Annotated in this window: 17 protein-coding genes; 4 read left to right on the top strand and 13 right to left on the bottom strand. The window is 39.1% G+C overall.

The genetic code is table 11. The features are described 5' to 3' along the window. Positions 1-199 precede the first annotated feature (199 nt). The 6 genes from EFY79_RS12835 to EFY79_RS12810 form a co-directional block, all read right to left on the bottom strand. Entirely contained in the window at positions 200-1,033 is an 834-nt protein-coding gene (locus EFY79_RS12835) for an IPT/TIG domain-containing protein (protein ID WP_123121107.1), read from the bottom strand. Further along, a complete protein-coding gene (locus tag EFY79_RS12830; RefSeq protein ID WP_123121106.1) occupies positions 1,030-3,186 on the bottom strand; it encodes a TonB-dependent receptor plug domain-containing protein in 2,157 nt (718 codons plus the stop codon). The genes EFY79_RS12835 and EFY79_RS12830 overlap by 4 nt, the downstream gene beginning before the upstream one ends. 144 nt (positions 3,187-3,330) lie before the next feature. After that, a complete protein-coding gene (locus tag EFY79_RS12825; protein ID WP_123121105.1) occupies positions 3,331-4,998 on the bottom strand; it encodes an ArnT family glycosyltransferase in 1,668 nt (555 codons plus the stop codon). After that, positions 4,977-5,720: a glycosyltransferase family 2 protein gene (locus EFY79_RS12820; RefSeq protein WP_123121130.1), complete on the bottom strand. Its 744-nt coding sequence runs from the start codon at positions 5,718-5,720 to the stop codon at positions 4,977-4,979. The genes EFY79_RS12825 and EFY79_RS12820 overlap by 22 nt, the downstream gene beginning before the upstream one ends. 80 nt (positions 5,721-5,800) lie before the next feature. Then, positions 5,801-6,994, bottom strand: a complete 1,194-nt coding sequence (locus tag EFY79_RS12815) for a hypothetical protein (protein WP_123121104.1) — start codon at positions 6,992-6,994, stop codon at positions 5,801-5,803. A gap of 39 nt (positions 6,995-7,033) precedes the next feature. After that, entirely contained in the window at positions 7,034-7,906 is an 873-nt protein-coding gene (locus EFY79_RS12810) for a type 1 glutamine amidotransferase (RefSeq protein ID WP_233577997.1), read from the bottom strand. Between the two features lie 118 nt (positions 7,907-8,024). Here EFY79_RS12810 and EFY79_RS12805 point away from each other — a divergent pair, with 118 nt between their 5' ends. The 3 genes from EFY79_RS12805 to EFY79_RS12795 all read left to right on the top strand — a co-directional run bounded on the left by EFY79_RS12805 (position 8,025) and on the right by EFY79_RS12795 (position 10,489). After that, entirely contained in the window at positions 8,025-8,453 is a 429-nt protein-coding gene (locus tag EFY79_RS12805; RefSeq protein WP_123121102.1) for a CBS domain-containing protein, read from the top strand. 107 nt (positions 8,454-8,560) lie between these two features. Beyond that, on the top strand, positions 8,561-9,604 hold the full coding sequence (locus EFY79_RS12800; RefSeq protein ID WP_123121101.1) for a hypothetical protein: 1,044 nt from the start codon (positions 8,561-8,563) through the stop codon (positions 9,602-9,604). 15 nt (positions 9,605-9,619) lie between these two features. Beyond that, complete coding sequence (locus EFY79_RS12795) at positions 9,620-10,489, top strand: polysaccharide deacetylase family protein (RefSeq protein WP_123121100.1); 870 nt, start codon at positions 9,620-9,622, stop codon at positions 10,487-10,489. A 47-nt stretch (positions 10,490-10,536) separates the two neighbouring features. Here the strand turns inward: EFY79_RS12795 and EFY79_RS12790 are convergent, their stop codons facing one another. The 4 genes from EFY79_RS12790 to EFY79_RS12775 all read right to left on the bottom strand — a co-directional run bounded on the left by EFY79_RS12790 (position 10,537) and on the right by EFY79_RS12775 (position 16,040). Beyond that, complete coding sequence (locus EFY79_RS12790) at positions 10,537-11,106, bottom strand: TPM domain-containing protein (protein WP_123121099.1); 570 nt, start codon at positions 11,104-11,106, stop codon at positions 10,537-10,539. Positions 11,107-11,401: 295 nt separating this feature from the next. Next, the gene (locus tag EFY79_RS12785; RefSeq protein ID WP_148041917.1) at positions 11,402-12,322 is read right to left on the bottom strand and encodes a hypothetical protein; all 921 of its coding nucleotides are present in this window, start codon (positions 12,320-12,322) and stop codon (positions 11,402-11,404) included. 324 nt (positions 12,323-12,646) lie between these two features. Continuing rightward, on the bottom strand, positions 12,647-13,972 hold the full coding sequence (locus EFY79_RS12780; protein WP_123121097.1) for a DEAD/DEAH box helicase: 1,326 nt from the start codon (positions 13,970-13,972) through the stop codon (positions 12,647-12,649). A gap of 52 nt (positions 13,973-14,024) precedes the next feature. Beyond that, entirely contained in the window at positions 14,025-16,040 is a 2,016-nt protein-coding gene (locus tag EFY79_RS12775) for a thioredoxin domain-containing protein (RefSeq protein WP_123121129.1), read from the bottom strand. Between the two features lie 242 nt (positions 16,041-16,282). On the opposite strand from EFY79_RS12775, the gene EFY79_RS12770 reads away from it, so the two are divergent. Continuing rightward, positions 16,283-17,503, top strand: a complete 1,221-nt coding sequence (locus EFY79_RS12770) for a multidrug effflux MFS transporter (protein WP_123121096.1) — start codon at positions 16,283-16,285, stop codon at positions 17,501-17,503. A 13-nt stretch (positions 17,504-17,516) separates the two neighbouring features. Here the strand turns inward: EFY79_RS12770 and EFY79_RS12765 are convergent, their stop codons facing one another. The 3 genes from EFY79_RS12765 to EFY79_RS12755 all read right to left on the bottom strand — a co-directional run bounded on the left by EFY79_RS12765 (position 17,517) and on the right by EFY79_RS12755 (position 21,736). Continuing rightward, positions 17,517-18,962 carry a sensor histidine kinase gene (locus EFY79_RS12765; protein ID WP_123121095.1) on the bottom strand — a complete coding sequence of 482 codons (1,446 nt, stop codon included), beginning with the start codon at positions 18,960-18,962 and terminating at the stop codon, positions 17,517-17,519. 72 nt (positions 18,963-19,034) lie between these two features. Further along, complete coding sequence (locus tag EFY79_RS12760; protein ID WP_199727524.1) at positions 19,035-19,850, bottom strand: MBL fold metallo-hydrolase; 816 nt, start codon at positions 19,848-19,850, stop codon at positions 19,035-19,037. 320 nt (positions 19,851-20,170) lie between these two features. Then, positions 20,171-21,736, bottom strand: a complete 1,566-nt coding sequence (locus tag EFY79_RS12755) for a S41 family peptidase (RefSeq protein WP_123121093.1) — start codon at positions 21,734-21,736, stop codon at positions 20,171-20,173. Between the last annotated feature and the right edge of the window lie 43 nt (positions 21,737-21,779).

The raw sequence follows: 21,779 nt of genomic DNA, 5'->3' as shown, positions 1-21,779 counted from the left end.
TACAAATTTCATTTCTTCTGCAAAATTTATCTGGCCTTTTTATCCCCAAACCTTTCCTATTTGTGGATTACTTGGGTTATTAAGGATTAACTAAATACACTACCAGTAAACGGGCAAATAACATACATTTTTTTGCTAGAAAATATAAAAGGTGAAACCTTTTTGAAAAGTGTCACCTTTTATATTTTAGTTAATTTCTTTAAAAGTTCCTTGAGCCATCAGCCTGGTAGCTATAGCGGAACTTGTATATTAATGTGGTTGGAGTCGGATTTGGTGGGTTATAACCCGCATAATTTACAGAAATAATTTCCATTTTTACATAATGACCATCCGCAGTGCGGAAAACAAAGAACTGACCGGCCTTCGGACTAAATGCATGAGTAGTGGGATTATATGTATACCATCCGGAAGTTAAGCCAGCATCTATACCCAGCGTCGATTTTGTTGTATCATAGGCATATCCGCTTGCAGGCGCCATTGTGTAATTAGCATATACGCCTTGCTGTGTAATAGAACCCCCATTTCCAGGCCCACTGGCGTGGCTGTTTGTAATGATGTTTACAAACCGGATTCCGAAATCCCATTTGCTGGTAGCGGAATCGGTGTTAGCAATTACTGTACTGTCTTTAAAGCTGTAGAGCGTATAAGAATCGGAAGTAAACGGAATCTCAATTGAATCTACTACGTTAATAGCAGGAGCTGAAGGCGTAAGCGTAAATCCTCCCAATTTCGCAGACCCCATAGGTGTTGTCACCTTTACCTCTCCGCTTGCTCCTGAGCCAACTACCGCTTTAATTGTAGTAGCATTAGCCACTTCAAACCAGGAAGCGTCTTCGCCGCCAAAGCTTACAGCAGTGGCTCCTGTAAAATTGGTTCCGGTAATAGTGACACTATCTCCTGAAAAAACCGTTGTGGGCGCAAATGATGAAATGGTGGGTTTGGAATCGTTGCCGTTATCTTTTGTACATGACATCGTTCCCGTCACTACAATTGCAGAGGTCAATAAGGCTAACTTTACATTGGTTATTTTCATTGTTGTTTTATTTTTTCGGGTTTAAAAATTAAGTTGATAAAAAAAGTTCTGCCGTAAATATTCGGCATTAATGTTTTGTTTCTGTAATTCAATATGTTTTCAACGCCGCCCTGCACTTCCCAATCTTTCCCTATCTTTTTTGAAAGCGTGGTATTTAAAAGAACAAATCCTTTTACCGTTTCGCGGTCGTCGTCATACACGCCGCTTCCGTTTTGAAATCCGTTAAGACCGCTGTATCCATAGTCGCCATGATATTTTGCGGTGATAAATGCACTTGCCCTGTGCGATACATTGTTGTACTGAAAACGGAGATTGGCATTGTGGCGGCTCCGGTTGTATAAGCCTTTGTATTCAGAAAGACTCACAAGGTTGGTTTCATAGGTTACCGGATCGCGCTTGTACAATTTGCCTTCTTTAATGTTCTTTATAACATCCTTATCCTTTGCGATAAGAAACTGGTATCCGGCAAAAATTGAAAAATTGGAATTGAAATTATTGGTAAGACCGGCCTCCAATCCTTCCGTGAAAACCCTGTTGAGGTTTTTATAAGAATAGATGGATTGGTTATTGGTTTTGTTAAAGGGCAAATTGTAGCTTTCAATCAGGTTGCTGATATCATTTCTGAAAACGTTGAGCTTGAAAACGGTATTATCATGAAGGGTATAATCAAATCCCAGGTTGATGCCAATCGATTTTTCGGGGTCAAGATCGTTTGGATGCAGATACGGCTTGATATCAACAGATGGTGCAATTTCACCGGCATTTTGCATCACTTGTAATCCGTGCGCCAGTTCTTTTGCACCCAAAATAGTATAGCCAATCAATGAATTTGAAAAATTTAAAAATTGCTGCCTGAAGTCAGGCGCCTTAAATCCCGCACCGATGCTGCCTTTAAAAATAAAATTTGGCACAGGTTTGTAAGCCATTGCTATCTTAGGACTCAGTTGTGCCGGATACAAAGAATTTTTATCGTACCGGGCGCCCGCGATGATATTGGTTTTACTGTTTAGCAACAATTGTTTTTGAACAAACACATATCCTGAATTTAATTTGTTCACCGAACTATACCTTGTTGAAGTTAATTTCTCAATATTGTATCCTGCGCCGGTAGTAAATAAGGAAGAAGGATTTTTGCCGATGCTCACCTGGATTTCTGGGCGTAATAGAAAATCGGTGAGTTCTATCCGTTCATAAAATGAATCATTTTTTTCTAAAAAAACCGCAGCATTGTTATGATAGTAAGTTGAATATACCGATGCGTAATAAGCAACTTTATTGTTGACCTTATGATTGAATTTTACAAATAAACTTCCATCCGTTTCCCTGGTAGTCCCCTTCACCACTTCAGGATGGTCTTGCGGGTAAATAAGGTAATTATTGAATTGTGTTTCGGAAAAATATCTTGCTGAAACGGTCAAATCTGACTTTTCATTCAATTGAAATTTTACTTTGGCATTGCCGGAATAATCCCTGAAAGGGTCAATCGTTTTGCCATAAATATTTTTGTCAAGGTCATAGCCATCACTGCTATACCGGTTGGCGAAAAGCTCTACTGAAGTTTTGTTGTGCAGGATGGATACGGCGCCTGTCAGTCCTAATGTATTGTTAGTTCCGTAGTGAGTTTGAAACCGTACCGAGTTTTCCAAAGGCGATTCGGTAATAATATTTATCACCCCGGCCAGGGCGTCAGATCCATAAAGGCAGGTAGCAGGCCCTTTAATGATTTCTATTTGTTTGATATTTCCAATCGCAATTCTTCCAAGGTTGAGTATACCGGCATTGCGGCCAACGAGCGGCTCTCCATCTACAAGGATTAAGGTATAAGCAGGGTCTAATCCCTGCATCTGGATTCCTTCGCCAAAGGGATTCGGATATCCCTGCAGTGAAGTTCCCAAAGGATTATTGGCCACCACGAGGCCCGTTTGCATCTGCAGGATATCCAACAATTTTTGAGAACCCGAACGCAGAATATTTTTAGCTGAGATCACTTCAACCGGCAAAGGAATATTTGATACTTTATTTTCGGTTCTCGTGGCCGTGACTATTACTTCATCCAATACTTTGGGCACCGAATCTTTGCTGTGTTTTTGAGCAAAAATTACCGTAGGAAAAAAGAAAAGCAAAAGAATAATATGTAGTGATTTTTTACCCATTTTTGTATTGCTGCAAATGTGCTATGGAATCTGCTAAGAATTATCATAGAATTGTCATGGAGTTGCTAAACGGGTTCCTTTTCCGGCACCTTTTTCCCGAATTCGTAAGGTAAAATTTTTAATTGCAGTTTTAACTTGCCGATTTTATTTTTTGTCAATATCAGCCGGGGCTCTTTCATAAAATTTAAAACCGCCTTCCTGCTTTATTAATGTACAATTATTGCACGTAGAATCAAAACCGGTGTTAGTGATTTTCACCACAAAATAAGCCGGCTTTTGGATGTTGCCCTGCAATAAAAATTTTTCATCCTTTTCGCCATATACAGGTGATGCCGGTTTTTTTGCATAAAAATATTGAGCGTAACTTTTAAACCCAATTGGCCATACATACACATCTTTTCCCTGCAAGGTTTTATAAAATTCAATGGCGGGACCCTGGGAATATTTTTCAATTTTTGGAACCACTGCTAGCAGATAAATAAACAGGCAAACCGCCGTGGAATAAAAGAGAAAAAGAAGCGCTTTCCAATTTTGCTTTTTTGTAAAAAGAAATACAGCTAACAAAACAATTATGAAATAAAGAATGCCGATATAGCTCTCAAAGCCGCTCCAGTGTACATTTACATCGAGGCTCGCTCTGGCAAAAGGATCTTTTAAATAAGGTAAAATTAATTCGTGATGATTTGCCACGTAAGGAAGCGCTGCGAGCAAAAATGAAAATACAAATCCCATCAGCCCAATTAAAACCAAAAGAGAAATCTTCATTTTTTGCCGGTTTACTATCAGCCAGTCAAGATAACAGGTAGCCATAAACGAAAGTGGCATGTAAGTGAGCGAAGAATAATGAACAATCTTTGTTGTGGTGATGGAAAATAAAATCATCACTGTCCAGAAAAGAATTTTCATTAACCTGGAAAATTCTTTTGTAACATCCACCTTTTTTCCAAACATAACAGGCAATGCAATAATCGAAATAGGAAAGCATCCAATAAATACTACCACAAAATGATAATAAAAAGGCTCGCCATGGCTGGCAACGGGGTGCAGGAAAAGATCGACCTGGTAGGCAAGAAATTCTTTCAAAAACCAAAAGCCATGCTCCATGATTTCTTCGCCAAACCAGAGCAGGCAAATAAGCGTAAAAAAGAAAATGAAGACGATAATTTTTTTGATGTTGGGAAAATTTTTAAACCTGGTGAAAAGAAAATAGATGAAAAAAGAAATCAAAAAAACCAATAAGCCCACCGGCCCTTTTGTTAAGGTGGCCAGGCCGATAAAAAGCCCTGCCAGCGCAACATACAGGTATTTATTGACATAATATTTTCCGGACAAATCCAGGTACATAAAATAGACGCCCAGGAAAATGAAATAATTAAACACCGGATCAATAATGCCTGATTTAAAATACAAATGCGGAAGAAAAGTGCCGAGATAACTTATGGCCCAGATGAAGCCAAAGCGTGGCGATTTATATTTTTTCCCAATCAGAAAAAATGTGACCAGCGTTATAATTCCAAAAATGGCATTAGGAAACCTGGCTGCGAATTCATTCACACCAAACACTTTCATTGCGCCTGCCTGCAGCCAGAAAAAGAAGGGCGGCTTTTCCCAGAAGGGTTGAAAATTGATTTGAACACGGTGGTAATTGCCGGTTACGATCATCTCCCTTGCAGACTCAGCAAAATTAATTTCGTCCCAATCAAAAAGATGGACTCTGCCCAGAAAAGGAATGAAAAATAAAATTCCTGATAAAATGATAATACCAAGGTAAAGATTGCTTTGCTTCCTGTTTATCGAGTTAGCAATTTCCATTTATAAATCCTGAGTTTAGTTAAAAAGTAAAGAAATGAAACTTTTATTACGCCTAATCCATAAGTGATGCTTCTGCTTAAATTTATTGAGGAAGCTTCTTCAAAATATTTGGTAGGGCAGGTGATTTCGGCAATTTCAAACCCATTGTAAAAAATCTGCGCTACCATTTCATTATCAAAAATAAAATCATCAGAATTTTGATGATAATTAATTTTCTCAAGCACCTCCCTGTGATAGGCCCTGTATCCTGTATGATATTCGGACAGTTTTTGATTCATCAATGTATTTTGAAAAAAAGTGAGCGCGCGGTTTGCCACATATTTATAAAAAGGCATTCCACCTTTAAGCGCTCCTTTTCCCAAAATGCGGCTACCAAACACAACTTTATACACATCGTTGCCAATCACTGAAATCATTGGTAGTAGCAGCTTTGGCGTATATTGATAATCGGGATGAAGCATTATAATAATGTCTGCGTTCAATTCCATTGCTTTATCATAGCAGCTTTTTTGATTGCCACCGTAACCCCTGTTTTGGGTATGCTTCACAATATTTTTGATACCAAGCTTCTCAGCCACTTCTATAGAATTATCAGTGCTGTTGTCATCAACAAAAACCAACTCATCCACGATATCCATAGGTATTTCAGCAATCGTTTTCTCCATCGTTAATGCAGCGTTGTACGCCGGAAGTACTACTACAATTTTTTTTCCATTAAACATGTATCTGAAAATTTTTAGCCAGGCAAAGATTGTTATCAAAATGCGATAAAAATCAGTAAACAAATAAATAACTGATAATTTTATTTTTCAAAAAAAGCCACGCTGCCGCCTACCCAGTCTTTATCCTTGTTGTATCTTACGCCAATCATTTTTCCTTTACTTAACCTTGCCAGGTTGTTAACAGCAACAGGCCGCTCATCGCCATTTTTCCAAAAATAAAAAATTCTGATTTCTGCCTTTGAAGGAGTGCCGGGAGTTTTGATGACCTCTGCATATTTTACTTTTTTTTGTAAAATCCAATTTGAACGATCTTCAATTTTTGACAGATCATCTTTTGATAAATCTATTACCACTCCCTGTCCCGCAAAAGAGAACAGTGGCTTCAATACATAATTTTCCAGGTCGCCGGGAATTTTTTCTAATTCATTCAAATAAAATGTGGGCGGCACATAGGGATGTTGTATCATGGGCAAGGTAAATTTGCTGATGCGGTAAAACCAGTTTGGATGCGGTGCCCACTCTACATCAAGTTCCTGCGTGATATCCACTACATCGCCTAATGAGTGTTTCACCTGCGATAATTCATCAAATATTACCCGGTTGTAAATTCTCTTTACGTCAATTTTTTTACCGTTTTTTTCATAAAATAATTTTTTGCCTTCCTGTCTTAATTCGGTGAGGCAAACTATCGGAATGCCAAGATAATCCTGTGTGCAATAAAAATCAATCCGTGTCTTTTGCTGATGGGGCTTTATTTCCAAAAGAATTACATTTTCGGCTGCGTATCCATTTACTACTATTTCTTTAAAAAGCTGCAGATAGGAATCTTTATCATAGCCCCTTAAATAAGGAGTAAAATTAGCGGGGATATCAAAATGTTTTAGAATGGTTTCTTCATAATACGGCTGGAAACCGAAAAGGGTAGGGAAGCCTTGCATTTCAATGAGCTGCGGTTCCAGGTCTCCATTTTCACTTTCACAAATACCAAAATCGAACGCAATAAAGTTGGTGTGTGCGTCTTCATGAGATACGTTTTGATCTCCGGGAACGGCACGTTGGGTTTTTTCTTTAAAACCGGGGTCAAGAATTACATCAACAATTGCTTCGCAGGCATCCAGCATTTTGCCCGTAAATTCTTTTGGGATAAAGACGGGCGTCTCAGCCACGCGGAAATCGATGGCGCAGGGATGTTTGCTATTTAAATCATCCAGGAAAGCTTTATATTTTTCTCCGGTAAAATTTTTGTTGAATTGATTTCGTATGTCGGCAATCATTATTTTCTTATTAATCTTTCGGTCGCTGGAAAATCTTTTCTAAACCGCTACAGGCCTGCTATTCATAATTACCTGGCCTGCCGCTAATTTCAAAAAGTTGGGAATGACATGATCGTGAGTCCACACAATTTTATCCGGATCATTTAGCCTTTCCATCATGGACAGCCATTTGGCCTCGCCGTGATTTTCGATTACGGTTTTCTTTTTTTCCCCGGTTTGCAAATGTTTTTGCATACCCAGGGCATCTGCCTCGGGATGAAATTGCGTGCCAATAAAATATTCATTAAACCGTATGCCCATCACTGCTCTTTCAAACGGAACATGCTTTCTTTCTTTTTCGATGCACAATATTTTAGCGCCGGATTCTTTAATTCTTTTTTGATCAGGCTGAATTACCTGGTAGTCGCGGCTGTCAACGGCATAAAACGGATCAGGCATATTTTCAAATACGGGCTCCGTTTTTCCATCCTCCAGCAAATGAACCGGCAGCACGCCAAAGGAAGTGGATTTTCTTTTTGTAATTTTTGCTACCCTGAAATACCTGCAGGCAAGCTGGAAAGAATGGCAAATAAAAAAAACATATTTTTTAGAAACCGTTGCGGGATTATTGTTCCATTTTTCTATTTCATGAAGCCACCGGAAATATAATGTATCCCATTGCTGGCCCTCGCTTTCCAACGGGCTTCCCGGGCCGCCGCTGCTTAGATAAATATCCCAGGATGTATCGGGTAATTCTTTTTTTTGCCTTACATCAAATTCGCGTATATCAAGATGAAGATTATTCGATTTGGAAAAGCTATTTAAAATTTCTCTTAATCCACGCATGCCCTGATTTTCAAATCCATCATACAGATCTAATATGGCTATCCGAATGGTTGGTTTATCGGTAAAATTCATCTGCAAATATAACAAAATGCCTGTTTTTAAAGGGTTACAAAGAGCTTAATAAAAATGAAAAAGGCACAGATTTTCATATTTTGATTTTTTTGTTATTTTTTTTCGTAATTTCCTTTTTCTAAATTTTTGTAACATGAGTAAGATAAGCGACATCCTTGCCCGCAAGGGAAGCAAAGCCATTTCAGTGGCACCCGAAACTTCCGTAATCGATGCATTGCGGGTAATGGCTGAAAACAATATCGGATCAGTAGTAGTAAAAGAGAATGGAAAATTTGTAGGGATTATTACAGAAAGAGATTACTCAAGAAAGGTGGTTCTGAAAGGAAAGAATTCTACCGATACAAAGGTCAGAGAAATTATGATGACCGATTTTCCGCTCTTAGAGCCGGGCGACACTGTTGAATATTGCATGGAACTGCTTACCAAAAACAACATCCGTTATCTTCCCGTTTTTAAAGAAGCTGATCTTGCCGGTATTATTTCAATAAGTGATGTGGTGACTGAGACTATCCGTTTTCAGCAACAAACCATTAATCACCTGCATGATTATATACACTCCTGAGATAAAGTTCAGGTTGAATGAAATAAATAATAGCTGCTTACGTTTTTTATAATTATTTTATATAATTACATTCACCTGATCTGAAATTTGAAATATCTTCGCACCCTATGAGGCACCCCAAACTTTCTACGGTTATTTTACTGTTTATTTCTGTATTTTTTATTTGTAGTACTGGTTGTTACAGCAGTCAATCTGCTCCGGATGCAGCTTTAAAAGATTCTGTCTCAAAAAGCCAGGCAGCTACACCGGAAAAAGTTCCTGAAAAGAAAGCATTAGATACCGCTTTGTTCAACAAACTGCAGCTCAACCTGGCCAATAATGACACCACCGGCAAATGGCCGGTAAAAATGCCTTATCCCCTGGCTGGAGCTGTTTTGCCGTTTCATCGGATAGTGGCTTTTTATGGCAATCTTTATTCAAAAAAAATGGGAATACTCGGCGAGCTACCCAAAAATGAAATGTTGAGTAAGCTAAAGCATGAAGTAAAATATTGGCAAAGCGCTGATTCTTCCATACCGGTTATTCCTGCATTGCATTACATTGCCGTCACAGCCCAGGGCTCACCCGGGAAAGACGGTAAACACAGAATGAGGATGCCTTTTAGCCAAATAGACACGATTATGAATTGGGCTAAGGAAATAGATGCGCTGGTATTTTTAGATATCCAGGTAGGTATGAGCTCTGTAGAAAGTGAAGTGCCGCAACTGGAAAAATACCTTCAATATCCCCAGGTGCACCTGGGAATTGATCCTGAGTTTTCAATGAAAACCGGTGCAGTCCCCGGAAAGAAAATTGGAACTTTTGACGCCAGGGATATAAATGCCGTAATTGATGACCTAGCGTCCTATGTTAAAAAATATAATCTTCCCCCTAAAATCTTAATTGTTCACAGATTTACCCAAGGCATGCTTACCAATTATAAACAAATCAAAAAGGTGCCCGAGGTGCAGATAGTGATGGACATGGATGGATGGGGCGATAAAATCCTCAAGCGGTCTACTTATCTGAGATACATCTATGCAGAGCCCGTGGAATTTACCGGCTTTAAATTGTTTTATAAGAACGATACAAAAAAAGGCGCTGACCAGCTTTATACTCCACAGGAACTGTTGAGATTTACTCCTAAACCTATATACATTCAGTACCAATAACTTTTATTGTTCAATATGAAAACAAATTTTGTTTTTATTATGCTTTGCGCATTTGTTTTAAATGCATGCTCATCAGCCAGTTCCAAAACTGATAATTCATTTGTAAAACAAAAAGACAATAATCTTCCGGAAGCAGTAAGCGTGCAGGATTCCGTAACCACTATAGCTAATGCGGCTACTATTCTTGCAAAAAGGGAAGTGCCGGTATTGTGCTATCACCATATACGGGAAGCCAGGCCCGGACAAAGCGAAACTTTTAAAAGCTACTCAGTTTCGCCGGCCCAATTCGCGCTATTCATGAAAGCGCTAAAGGACAGCGGCTATCAAACTATTTTACCTGATCAATTATATAATTATCTGGCACACAACGGACCGCTCCCTGCAAAGCCAATTATGCTGACTTTTGACGATACGGATGAGGAGCAATTTTCCGTTGCCTGGCAGGAAATGAAAAAGTATGGTTTTAAAGGTGTGTTTTTTGTAATGACGGTTTCCATCAACCGGCCGCGGTACATGACAACCGCCCAGTTGAAAGAGCTATCTGATAATGGAAATGCGGTTGAATCGCATACCTGGGACCATCACATGGTAACAAAATATCAGGGTGAAGATTGGGAAAAACAACTGATAAAGCCAAAAAAGAAAATTGAAGAGATTACGGGAAAGCCTGCCACTTATTTTGCGTATCCTTTTGGTTTATGGAATCGCCAGGCCTTTCCTGAATTGGAAAAAGCAGGATATAAAATGGCTTTCAGCTTATCCGGCAAAAGAGATTCTACCCAACCGCTATATACAGTCAGAAGGATGATTGTGCCCACTCAATGGAGCACACAAGGTGTTTTCACCGCAATAAAAAAGACTTTTCGCCTTGACGCAAAGAAGTAAAGCAATAAATAGGCAAGATTTTTATTTAGCGAAAGAAATCTAATCTGTCAGTTTGTTTTATTCCAGCCTTTTTCGATTTTAGACACCAATGCATTTAGCCCGAAAGAAGTGCCTTCGTAATAATCGTTTTTGGTAAAATAGGGGATGAAATCCTTTTTGATCATCTTGTTTTTTTCATTTTCAGAAATGAACCTGTCGATGCCGAAATCTGTAGTAACACAAATCTTTTTGTAATCTTTACAAATGCAAATCAACATGCCATTGCTTTTTGAAATTTTGCCAATGCCCCAGATTTTCATTAACCGGTAACTATAATCATTAAATTTATCTGATGCTACCATATTGGAATCCAAAGTAACGATTGCTATTTCAACGCTCGTTGACTTTTCAAAATGAGCCAGCGTCTTTTCTAATTCCCGTTCCTGATCTTCCGTAAACAGGCCGCCAAAATCGTTCACCCATCCAATTGCTGCCGGTAAAGTGTCCCACAGGTTTTGCCTGTATGCGCGAAGCTGCTGAGGCGACATTGAGCTATATTCAAAATAATTTGGAATAGCCTGGGCGCTTGATGAAAATTGAAAAGCAAGTAAAAAAAATAAAGTAAAAAATATTTTCATACGCAATTCATCATTATTTCATGGCTTACAAAACTATAAAAAATTAATTCAACCAAATTTCATGGCTTGGAGAATTATGGAATTGGAGTACGAATAGGAGGTTTTAGCAGGGATGCTGAGGTAAGTGGAAGTAAAAGTAGTAATTAGATCTGATAAATACAAGTGGCCGGCAATAGTTTCAAAAAAAACAATCGCGGCAGGTTCGAAAAAGTAAAAGTTGTTGATTATTTCCAATAAAAAAAACAGCCATCCGTTGTTGGATGGCTGCCTTTAAAGCAATTTATAAAAATATAAATTAGCCCAAATTTTTCTTAGCTATTTCTGCCTCTGATTCATTTTTGAAAAATAGGCTGTTCAAACCTGCGTTCAATTCACTGCCGTGCCGAAATAATTGCTGCTGAGAACTAACAGCTAAAGTGCTGTCCTTTTTTGTAGTGTCGGAGGAATCAGTAGGTACCGTGTCTCTCACTGCAAGGTTAAAAGCAACAAGATTACTGTTGTTCCTTACGCCTGAAGCCAATGTACTATCCTTCTTGGGCGCATTGGTTGAATCTGTACCTGTCGGAACCGTATCTCTTACTGCATAAGTGAATGCTACCAAACTATTGTTGTTTCTTAGAGTGGAAGCCAGCGTGCTATCCTTTTTAGGTGCAGCGCTTGTATCAGTTGGGTCAGTAGTGTCCTTTGCTACGTAAGTAAACGCTACCAGGTTGCTGTTGTTCCTTACATTGGCCAACGTACTATCTTTTTTAGGAGCCGTTGTATCAGTTGGTTCTGTAGTGTCTTTTACTGCGTATCCAAATGCTACAAGGTTACCATTACTTCTTACCAAAGAAGCCAGGGTGCTATCTTTTTTTGTGGTATCAGAAGAGTCAGTGGGTACGGTTGTATCCTTTGCTGCAAAAGTGTAAGCCACCAGGTTACTGTTATTTCTTAAAGCTGAAACCAGCGTGCTATCTTTTTTTGTCGTATCTGTCTTATCCGGCACAGTTGTATCGGCTATTGCTGCGGTTGCATGGCTACCTAATCTGAAATTTATTTGATCAGAATTCTGCGTGGTAAAAACTGTTGCGTTTACAACCTTTGCCGTATCCGTTTTTGGAATTGAGTCTTTTGTAGGGATTGAATCGGTTTTAGGGATTGAATCAGTCTGCGCGAAAACAGCAGAACCTATTAAAGAGAGCATGAACGAGAAGGCTATTGTTTTTGTCTTCATTTGTGGGTAGATTTTTAGGGTTTTATAATTAGATTAAATTCTACCCCTATAAAGGCAATTTCAATGCCATTAAATATTTTCTGTGGATAACTATTTTGTTAATTGATAATAACGTACTGATAATAAGCAAATTATAAGCTAGTTAATTGCCTCAAAAATGGAAGTTCAAATTTTAAATTTCAATCAAACCTCTGCAAAGTGTCTTAAAAAGATGAAATTGCCGAAGAAATTTTTTAGAAAAAAACTGGAAACCTGCCGGATACTTAAGTGGCGAAAAGCTATCCATACGTACGGCATAAAAATGCGTTTTTTTTTGTGCAAAATTTATTTCGCCACCTGCATTTTTACTTTTTTGTTTTTAATTTTTTCACCCTGGATTAAGTTGACTAAAGCATTCATTTTTGATTTTCTGATGCCGGCAAATGAGAAAAAGTCTTTCACTTCAATCAAACCGATATCATCCTTTTTTAATTTTCCTTTGTTGGTTAAAAAGCCCACAATGTCAATCTTATTTACCTTGTCTTTTTTTCCGGCCGCAATGAAAAGTGTTGCCCACTTCGGCTTTTCAGGCAGGTTATCTGTTTCCGGCAGCTCAATACTTTTTACGCTTTCATTAATATAAGAAGGTAAATTTTCATCTTCGCCTATAATTAAAATAGCGGTGCCGCTTGCTTCCATCCTGGCTGTACGGCCATTTCTGTGGATGAAGGTATCTTCAGAATGCGGCAAATGATAATGAATAATGAAACGGACATTTGCAATGTCGAGGCCGCGCGAAGCAAGGTCCGTTGTCACCAAAACGTTGGTAGTTCCGTTTCTGAATTTTGCCAGCGCGCTGTCTCTTTGTTGCTGCTCCATACCACCATGATAAAACTCATTATGAATGCCTTTTTCAGACAGTATCTTACTGGTGCGTTCCACCGCTTCGCGATGATTGCAAAACAAGATTGCCGAGCGATTGCCAAGATAGCAAAGTAGTTTAAAAAGGGTCTCAGATTTATCTTTTTGGGGAGAAAATACTGATTTTATTTCCAATCTTTCCGTTTCTTCTCCCTCTTTTAAAAAATTAATCTGTAATGGATTTTTCAGTCCGATGAAACCTGGTATTTCCAGTGCCGGCGTTGCCGAAGTGAGCAATTTCTTCTCAACATTTTTTACTGAATTGATGATAAATTCCATTTCCTCCAAAAATCCTAATTCAAGCGATTTATCAAACTCATCTAAAACCAGGATTTTTATATCGTCTGTCGTGATGTTTCCCCGCCGGATGTGATCGCATAACCGGCCGGGAGTGCCCACAATCAGCGCAGGGGGTTGTGTAAGGTTATTTTCTTCAATTTCTCTTTTGTGGCCGCCATAGGCAGCAGTGATTTTAAATCCGGTACCCATCGTCTTAAAAACATTTTCTATTTGCATAGCCAATTCCCTGGAGGGAACTACTATCAACGCCTGCGTGTTGTTATTTGACGGCGCCAACTTTTCAAGAATAGGCAAAAGATAAGCAAGTGTTTTGCCCGAGCCTGTGGCAGAAAGAAGGACAATGTCTCCTTCATTTTTAATGGCATCAAGCGTAGCTAATTGCATCTCATTGAGAGAATTGATTTTCAAATTGCTTAGGATAGTTTCGTGGGAATAGCTTTTCTTTTTCATGTATAGTAAATGAACAAATATGGCAACTTTTATTTTAGAAGATTTTTTATTATCAGTTAGCGGCAACCTGCTGCAGAGCCTCACTGACGTGTTCTACAGGCCGCTGGCAGGTTTTATTTTCGCACACATAAATCATGGTTTTGCCTTCCAGTAATTTATTTTCGAGTAGCGGCAGTTTTCCCTCGCTTTCTCCACCAAGATACACGGCGTTTGGCAAATAGTAGTTTTGAAATGCCGCAAGTTTTTCTTTCCATTTCTTACCAACAATGGCCACTTCATACGGAGGCTTTATTTGTAAAGCCATCACCTGCGCCCAGTTACTGTAATAAGCCGGATTTTTTTGAATATCGTCTGAAACATTTTTCACCATTTGAATGGATTGAGATTCATAGTTGCTATCGTCGAAGTAAAGACTAAGAAGTAAAAGATTTTTCGCCATTTCACTGTTAGACGAGGGGATTACGTTATCAGCAATTTCCATTTTGCGCGCAATTAAATCGCTGTGCCGGCTATCGGTGTAAAAATACATTCCCGTAGTCTCGTTAAAAAAATGCGTTTGAACACATTGCGTGAGTTCATTAGCTTTTTCCAAATAAGATTCGTCGAAACTGATTTGGTAAAAATTAATAAGCGCATTAATCAGGAATGCATAATCATCCAGGAAAGCATTGATGGAAGCTTTGCCATTTTTATAATTACGATAAATGCCGCCGTTTTTTAAAACTATATTCTTTAGAAGAAAATCAATATTTGTTTTTGCCATTTTAAAAAAATTCTCATCGCCAAATACGCGGTAAGCGTCCGTCAGCCCCTTTACCATCAAAGCGTTCCAGGAGGTGAGGATTTTATCATCGGTTGCCGGCCGCACGCGTTCATTTCTTTTTTGAAACAGAATCTGATTTAACGAGTTTATTTTTTTTAATAATTGTTCATCTGTAAGCTCATATTTATTTTGCACCTCTGCGCTCCCGGAATTGATATCTAAAATATTTTCACCATTTTCCCAGTTGCCCTGGTCAGTAATTCCAAAATAATCATTGAACAAGCCAGCGTCTTTGCCTAAAATAGCGTTGATTTCTGATTTTTTCCAAACATAATATTTCCCTTCCATGCCCTCGCTATCTGCGTCAAGCGATGAATAAAAGCCGCCTGACGGCGATGTAAGTTCACGTTGAATAAATCCAATGGTTTCATAAACGATTTTTTTATAAAGAGGATTTTTGGTTACCTGGTATGCATGGCTGTAAAGGCTTACCAACTGGGCATTATCATAAAGCATTTTTTCAAAGTGCGGGGCGTGCCATGAGGGGTCAGTTGCATATCTTGAAAATCCTCCGCCTAACTGATCATTTATTCCCCCTTTAGCCATGTTGGTGAGTGTTGTTTCAACGGCATGAATTGCCGGTTTGTTCCCGCTTAAGTGATTGTATTGTAAAAGATATTCCCATATTGCCGGCATCGGAAATTTCATAGCGCCTTTAGTGCCGCCCTTTTGTAAGTCGATCACTTTATTAAGCTGATCATATATAGCGTCCAGTGTTTTCATTGTAAACGAAACGCTGGTTGTATTTAGTGGCACTTCTTCAATATCTCTTATCCCTTTTGCCAGGTAATCTGCCTGTTGCTGCAACTTTTGCGGATCAGTTTTGTACAGGTTTGAAAAATGCTCAAGTAACTGCATCCATGTTACTTTCGGATAATAAGTACCTGCGAAAAAAGGTTTGCCATCAGGCATCGCCAAAGCGTTCAAAGGCCAGCCGCCACTACCGTTAACCAGGTAAGCGGCGTTCATATATACCTGGTCCACATCAGGCCTTTCTTCTCTGTCTACTTTTATACAAACAAAATTTTTATTCATAAGATTTGCCACTGCCGTGTCTTCATAGCTTTCGTGTTCCATCACATGGCACCAATGGCAGGCCGCATATCCGACACTTATCAGCAACATCTTATTTTCTTTCTTAGCTTTTTCAAGGGCATCCGGCCCCCATGGATACCAATCAACCGGGTTGTGCGCATGTTGTAAGAGGTAAGGGCTTGATTCATGAATCAGTTCATTCGTATACATAAATTTTTTGTTTTCGATATTTGAATTGGAATGTTGTGCACAGGACATAAAACCGAAAAGCACCATTATCAAATAAACCCCCTGTATTTTTTTGTGCAACATACCATTTGTAAAGGTAACTCAACCATACCAGTATCATTTTGGGGATACCGATGTAGGTAAACTCAAGCCGGTAATTACCAAAATAACCGGGTTTAAAAATTTTATGGAAATATTACATAGAATTATCTTCGCGCGTTATTATGAAAAGAAGAGAAAGGTTTTTTACTATTTTTACATTAGGCGTCCTGTCGGCAATGGGTGCATTTTCCATTGATATGTACCTGCCGGGATTCCCTGATATTGCTAAAGACCTTCATACTACCATCGCCCATATTACACTTTCAATTACAAGTTTTTTTATTGGCATTTCTGTAGGGCAATTGATTTATGGCCCCTTGCTGGATAAGTATGGAAGAAAAAAACCTTTATATATAGGCCTCGTCGTGTACCTGGTAACGTCCATTGCCTGTGCTTATGCGCCCTCTGCTGATGCGCTTATTGGCATACGGTTTTTGCAGGCGTTGGGTTCATGCGCGGGCATGGTGGCTTCGCGCGCTTTGGTAAGGGACATTTTTCCGGTAAACGAAAACGCCAAAATATTTTCTCTATTGATGCTTGTGCTGGCAATTTCGCCGATAATCGCTCCAACTTTGGGAGGATATGTTACAGCCGCGTTCGGATGGCAATCTATCTTTTTTATTCTCGCTACTATAAGCGCGGTCACTATCGCACTGGTTTATTTTACTTTGCCAGGCGGCCGCGAACCAAACCACACCCTTTCATTACTTCCGCGCCAGGTTACAAATGATTTTCTGAGCGTGGCGAAAGTTCCGCAATTTTATACGTATGCGGTGGCTGGCGCTCTTGCTTCATCAGGATTGTATGCTTACGTGGCAGGTTCTCCTTTTGTGTTTATGGAAATTTATAAAGTTTCTGAAAAACACTATGGTTGGATTTTTGCATTCATCGCGATGGGATTAATATCTGCAAGCCAGGTAAATACTATTCTTCTCAGGAAATACAGCAGCGAACAAATTATACGAGTAACCTTGTTTTTCCAGGTTCTTGCCGGAATAGCGCTGGTAGCGGGCAGTTATTTTCATATTCTCGGCTTGTATTCCACCATATTTTTAATCTGGATTTTTCTCAGCACGCAGGGGTTTGCGTTTCCAAATTCTTCCGCGCTTTCGCTGGCGCCTTTCACCGGCAATGCAGGCACAGCCTCAGCCTTGATGGGCGCTATTCAATTGGGATTTGGTGCAATATCTACTGCATTGGTTAGCCTATTTAATAATAGCACCGCGATGCCTATGTCGGCTATCATGTGCGCATGTGCTGTTTCAAGCTTTTCTTTTTTACTGGTTGGAAGAAAAGCTATAAGCAAATCTTCCGAAGAATATGACCTTACCCTTGAAAATTAGCGACGGTAAAAAATTATTGATTTTTTGCAGCCACCAGCGGAATAGTAAAATAAAAAACTGAGCCTTTTCCTTCTTCACTGTCAGCACCAATAGCACCTTTGTGTGCCCGGATGATTTGTTTACACAAGTAAAGCCCCAACCCAATGCCTTCAATTTTCCTTGTTGTTTCCATCCTGAAGAACCGCTCAAAAACATAAGGAATATGATCCTGTGGAATGCCCAGTCCATAGTCCTTTACATAAACTGTTACAGATTTACTATCGTGATTAATAATAAGCTTTACATCTTTATTGCCGTTCGAATATTTTATGGCGTTGCTGAGGAAGTTGGTAATTACCTGTATGATTCGATAGCGGTCAGCAACTACATTAAATTTGCCATCGCCTTCCTTCGAAATATTGAAAGAGGGGTGAAGCCTCTGGATGGTATCAATGGCTTCGTCCACCATTTCTTCAAAAATAAATTCAGAAAGATCCAGGGGAAAATAGCCTGAATGCACTTTGGAAGATTCATAAAGCCCTGATATCATTACATTCATCCGCTGAACATTCTTTTCCGACCGTTCCAGCATGTCCTTCAAAAACTGAATTTCATTTCCGTTTGCGGCTTCTTTCATCAGGTCGTTAGACAGCATCAGATTTGCCAAAGGATTTCTTAGCTCATGCGTGATAAATCCTATAATATCTTCCCTTTCTTTTTCCAGTTCCTTATAAACCGAAACATCGTGCATTACCACCAACACTTTCTTATTTCCGGGGCCATCAAGTGGTGTACAACTTACCTCAAAGGTTTTTTTCTTTCCGTTGGTAGTTTGTAATTCGGTTTGTTTATGCGAAAAACTTGTTTGGGTTTCTGCTGATTGCAATACGAAATTATAAAAGTCCTGGCTAGCTTCCGCTGCTTTGAGCAGGCAGGAAATATTTTCTTTTGCTTCCACGTTCTGTTCGCAAAAATCCATATAAGCTTTATTGGCCTTTATGATATTCAATTTCTCATCCAGCACTATAACGATATCTGAGATAGATTCGAGGATGTTTTCATTAAACTTGTGCAGCTCCAGCACTGAGTTTTCTGAGGTTTTTTGTTTGTGAATATTCTGTACTATTTTAAGTATCATTTTGTTACCCACATCATTGGTCACCAGCACCGATTCACCCGAAACCCATATTTTTTCTCCCTGCTTGTTGACCAGGAAATTATTGTCATTAGACTGGCCGGTTTCCAGCGTTTGCCTGATTTCTTTTTCCGGGCATCCCTGCCTTCGGTCTTCTTCTGTAAAAAGTATTCCCGAATATTTTCCAACGATATCCTCTTCCTCGTAGCCGAAACATTCAGTGAAAGCAGAGTTTACGGCCCCAATGGTGCCATCGGGTTCAATTAATATTACCGTATTTTCTTTGGTTTTTTTGTAGAGCGATTCAAAATAATCAAAAGTGGTGTAGGTTGTTTTTGTTGGCATGGGTTAAGGTAATTTTTTAAATCATCGGCATTTTGCCAACAATAAAAAGTTTTTGAGGGTTAAATTTTAATTTCAGGAATTCGTTAATTCTTCATAAGCTGCAGTGAGAGGCCTTTCGATTCCTTCGCCTTTCCATTCAGGTGAGCCGGGTATTTCAGTATTTTTTAAAATTTCTTCTTTTGATTTTCCTTTCTTGATTTCGCCATCTACAAGTTGAAGCACGTTGCCAAGGTAATCTCTAAAGGAAAGGAGCATGTCTTTTGATCCCTTCACATCATAATTTTCTCCTGAATGGCCACACACATAAAGTGTTTTGTTGTCAAATTTTTTTACGGCACTATTCAAAACTTTTATCCAGCTCTTAATGCTGGCGCCTGCGCTTCTGTCAACAAAGGGATGCCTGCGGTTAAAAACCAAATCGCCAACATGTACAATATTTGCTTTTGTAAAATGAACGAACGCATCTCCATCAGTATGGCCTGCTCCGTAGTAATACAATCTGACTTTTTCGTTACCGATATCTTCGCTATATTCTTTTTCAAAAGTCTGGGTAGGATAATATTGCTGTTCTTCTTTATTATTTTGTTTGGCTACCCGCTGTTGATTCGCCAACGAGTTTTTATGGGCTAAAACGCGACCAGCCACTCCCTTAAAAGAAACGTTTCCTGAAGTATGATCGCCATGATGGTGTGTATTGATTAATAAGCGAAAAGGATAACCTTTAACTTTTTTTAATTCACTGATAAGATGAGCAGCGGAATCGGGGAATTGGGCATCTACTACGGTGGTGCCATCTTTGTTGTAATGAAAAGCAATAGTTCCGCCCTTTTCCGTAAAAATTCCTATATCATCGGTGAGCATTGTTATTTTCCAGGGATTAGTCTGCATCACTTTCAAAATTTCGGCCTTTCGAAATGTAACAACTCCCAATGAAAGCAATGAGTTTTGTATAAACTGGCGGCGGTACATTGTATTTTGTGTATTGAAAATAAAATTCAATTTACGAATATTCTTTTGGTTCCCGGAATATTTTTCCGCATGCGGTTTTGTGACGATTTATAGTAAAGCAACAAATACAAAAGATTTTTATTTTGATATTGAATCCTCCTTTTTGTGAAGACGTATTTCTAAAATGATCAGTATAAAAATCTTCCAAAAAAAATCCTTCCAACATTAGTAAAGGATTTTAATTTAAAATGCAAGCTATATTATTTCGCTTTTCTCAACTTCTTCAGTGCTGCATTAATACGGCTGCCCTGGTGATAATCTACCATTCCATTAAAACGTAAAGGAACCGTTGTTGATGGCATTATCAATCTTAATGATTGGTCTTGAGCCATTCTTTCGGCCGTAGTTACCCGTTTAAAGCTTCCGGTGGAAATATAGTTAAAAACATTGGCGAGATTATCATCTTTGGGATCGCCCCACGGCACATCTATAAAATCCGTAGCCACCTTATCCGGAATCAAACCATCAAAATAACCGCCTTTGTCTTTAGCATTTCTTGTTTCAAAATTAATAGCGTATAAATCAGCAAGAAATTTTTGTGTTGTGCCTCCGTTAGGATAATCAGTTATCCGAAAGCTAAAAAAGCCAACAGGTTTTCCATAAGTAGTATCTCCAACGAGTTTTACATTCATATACGGTTTCAGGTTATTAATTGTCAGCTCGCTTGCAGAAGCTGTATACTGGCCGCCAATAAAAAATACGTTAGTAAGATTTAGACTTCCTCCGCCTCTGAATAATACTTTGTCTTCAAGGCCCGCCTGGCTGGCAATTGCAGTTAATTTGTCATTATAAATATAGTGGTACATTTCTTGTCCCTTCACTGACGCCGGAGCGATAAGGCTATCCAAAAATTCTGCAGTTCCTACAGAACCACCCCCATTGTATCTCAGGTCTACAATTAGGTCAGAGATTCCTGAAGTCTGGAATTTATTGAATACCCTTGATATTTCCTGTTTCGTTAAAGTAGCACCGGTTTCGTTTTCAACTGCAGCAAAAGAATTAAAAACAAAGTAGCCTACTTTTTTGGCGCCAATTGAATAAATAGTGTCAAATAAAACGGGATTGATATTATAAACGGCCTTTGCAAGGGTAGTAGTAAAAGATTTCCCGTCGGGTTGTTTAAATGTGAATGAAGCTGAGGCATCGTCATAAACTGCTTTCATTACATTAGCTACATTAGGGCCGTTGCTGCCGTCATAGGATACGTTCGTACTACCGTTTATCGCAGTTATTTCGTCGCCTCTTTTTACGCCGGCGAGCCCCGCAGGAGAATTTTTATCAGCAAATAAAACGAAAAGATAGGTTTTACCACTCTTATCCCGCGCGTAAGAAACCTGCATTCCCAAATCGCCTGCAACACCCTGCTGAATTTCGCCCGCCACTTCGCCTTTGTCAATAAAGCTATACTTGTCGAAAAGCTTTTGTGTAGCAGGGTTTACAGGATAGGTTTTAATTTTATTTAGTAGTACTTCCGCAGAATCATACTCCGAACTTAACGGATTCAATTTCGGAACACTTTTATACCAATAATAAGTTGGCAAATCATAAGTGGTATCCCGACCTCCGTCAACAAGAGTAACCTGCATATAATTATACATCAGGTATTTTAAAGAATCTGCATCACTCAGGCCATGTGGAACTGTGCTGGTATCCACGGGGGGCGGAGTAGAAGGGTTAGCATGGTCCTTTTTACAGGAAGGAACCAGAAAAACAAAAATGCCAGATACAAGAACAATGGCAATACTTTGCAGGGCTATTTTTTTCATTTATTTAGTTTTCAGAGTTTCGTAGTACAAAATAAAAAATTAA

This window comes from Hanamia caeni, assembly GCF_003721595.1.
In the GTDB taxonomy this organism is placed as follows: Bacteria; Bacteroidota; Bacteroidia; order Chitinophagales; family Chitinophagaceae; genus Ginsengibacter; species Ginsengibacter caeni.
This window is presented reverse-complemented; position numbering and strand designations above follow the sequence as displayed.

Excerpts from the sequence above, each read along its gene's own strand:
- EFY79_RS12835 (WP_123121107.1), bottom strand. The coding sequence starts at position 1,033 with ATGAAAATAACCAATGTAAAGTTAGCCTTATTGACCTCTGCAATTGTA.
- EFY79_RS12830 (WP_123121106.1), bottom strand. The coding sequence starts at position 3,186 with ATGGGTAAAAAATCACTACATATTATTCTTTTGCTTTTCTTTTTTCCT.
- EFY79_RS12825 (WP_123121105.1), bottom strand. The coding sequence starts at position 4,998 with ATGGAAATTGCTAACTCGATAAACAGGAAGCAAAGCAATCTTTACCTT.
- EFY79_RS12820 (WP_123121130.1), bottom strand. The coding sequence starts at position 5,720 with ATGTTTAATGGAAAAAAAATTGTAGTAGTACTTCCGGCGTACAACGCT.
- EFY79_RS12815 (WP_123121104.1), bottom strand. The coding sequence starts at position 6,994 with ATGATTGCCGACATACGAAATCAATTCAACAAAAATTTTACCGGAGAA.
- EFY79_RS12805 (WP_123121102.1), top strand. The coding sequence starts at position 8,025 with ATGAGTAAGATAAGCGACATCCTTGCCCGCAAGGGAAGCAAAGCCATT.
- EFY79_RS12800 (WP_123121101.1), top strand. The coding sequence starts at position 8,561 with ATGAGGCACCCCAAACTTTCTACGGTTATTTTACTGTTTATTTCTGTA.
- EFY79_RS12795 (WP_123121100.1), top strand. The coding sequence starts at position 9,620 with ATGAAAACAAATTTTGTTTTTATTATGCTTTGCGCATTTGTTTTAAAT.
- EFY79_RS12790 (WP_123121099.1), bottom strand. The coding sequence starts at position 11,106 with ATGAAAATATTTTTTACTTTATTTTTTTTACTTGCTTTTCAATTTTCA.
- EFY79_RS12785 (WP_148041917.1), bottom strand. The coding sequence starts at position 12,322 with ATGAAGACAAAAACAATAGCCTTCTCGTTCATGCTCTCTTTAATAGGT.
- EFY79_RS12780 (WP_123121097.1), bottom strand. The coding sequence starts at position 13,972 with ATGAAAAAGAAAAGCTATTCCCACGAAACTATCCTAAGCAATTTGAAA.
- EFY79_RS12775 (WP_123121129.1), bottom strand. The coding sequence starts at position 16,040 with ATGTATACGAATGAACTGATTCATGAATCAAGCCCTTACCTCTTACAA.
- EFY79_RS12770 (WP_123121096.1), top strand. The coding sequence starts at position 16,283 with ATGAAAAGAAGAGAAAGGTTTTTTACTATTTTTACATTAGGCGTCCTG.
- EFY79_RS12765 (WP_123121095.1), bottom strand. The coding sequence starts at position 18,962 with ATGCCAACAAAAACAACCTACACCACTTTTGATTATTTTGAATCGCTC.
- EFY79_RS12760 (WP_199727524.1), bottom strand. The coding sequence starts at position 19,850 with ATGCAGACTAATCCCTGGAAAATAACAATGCTCACCGATGATATAGGA.
- EFY79_RS12755 (WP_123121093.1), bottom strand. The coding sequence starts at position 21,736 with ATGAAAAAAATAGCCCTGCAAAGTATTGCCATTGTTCTTGTATCTGGC.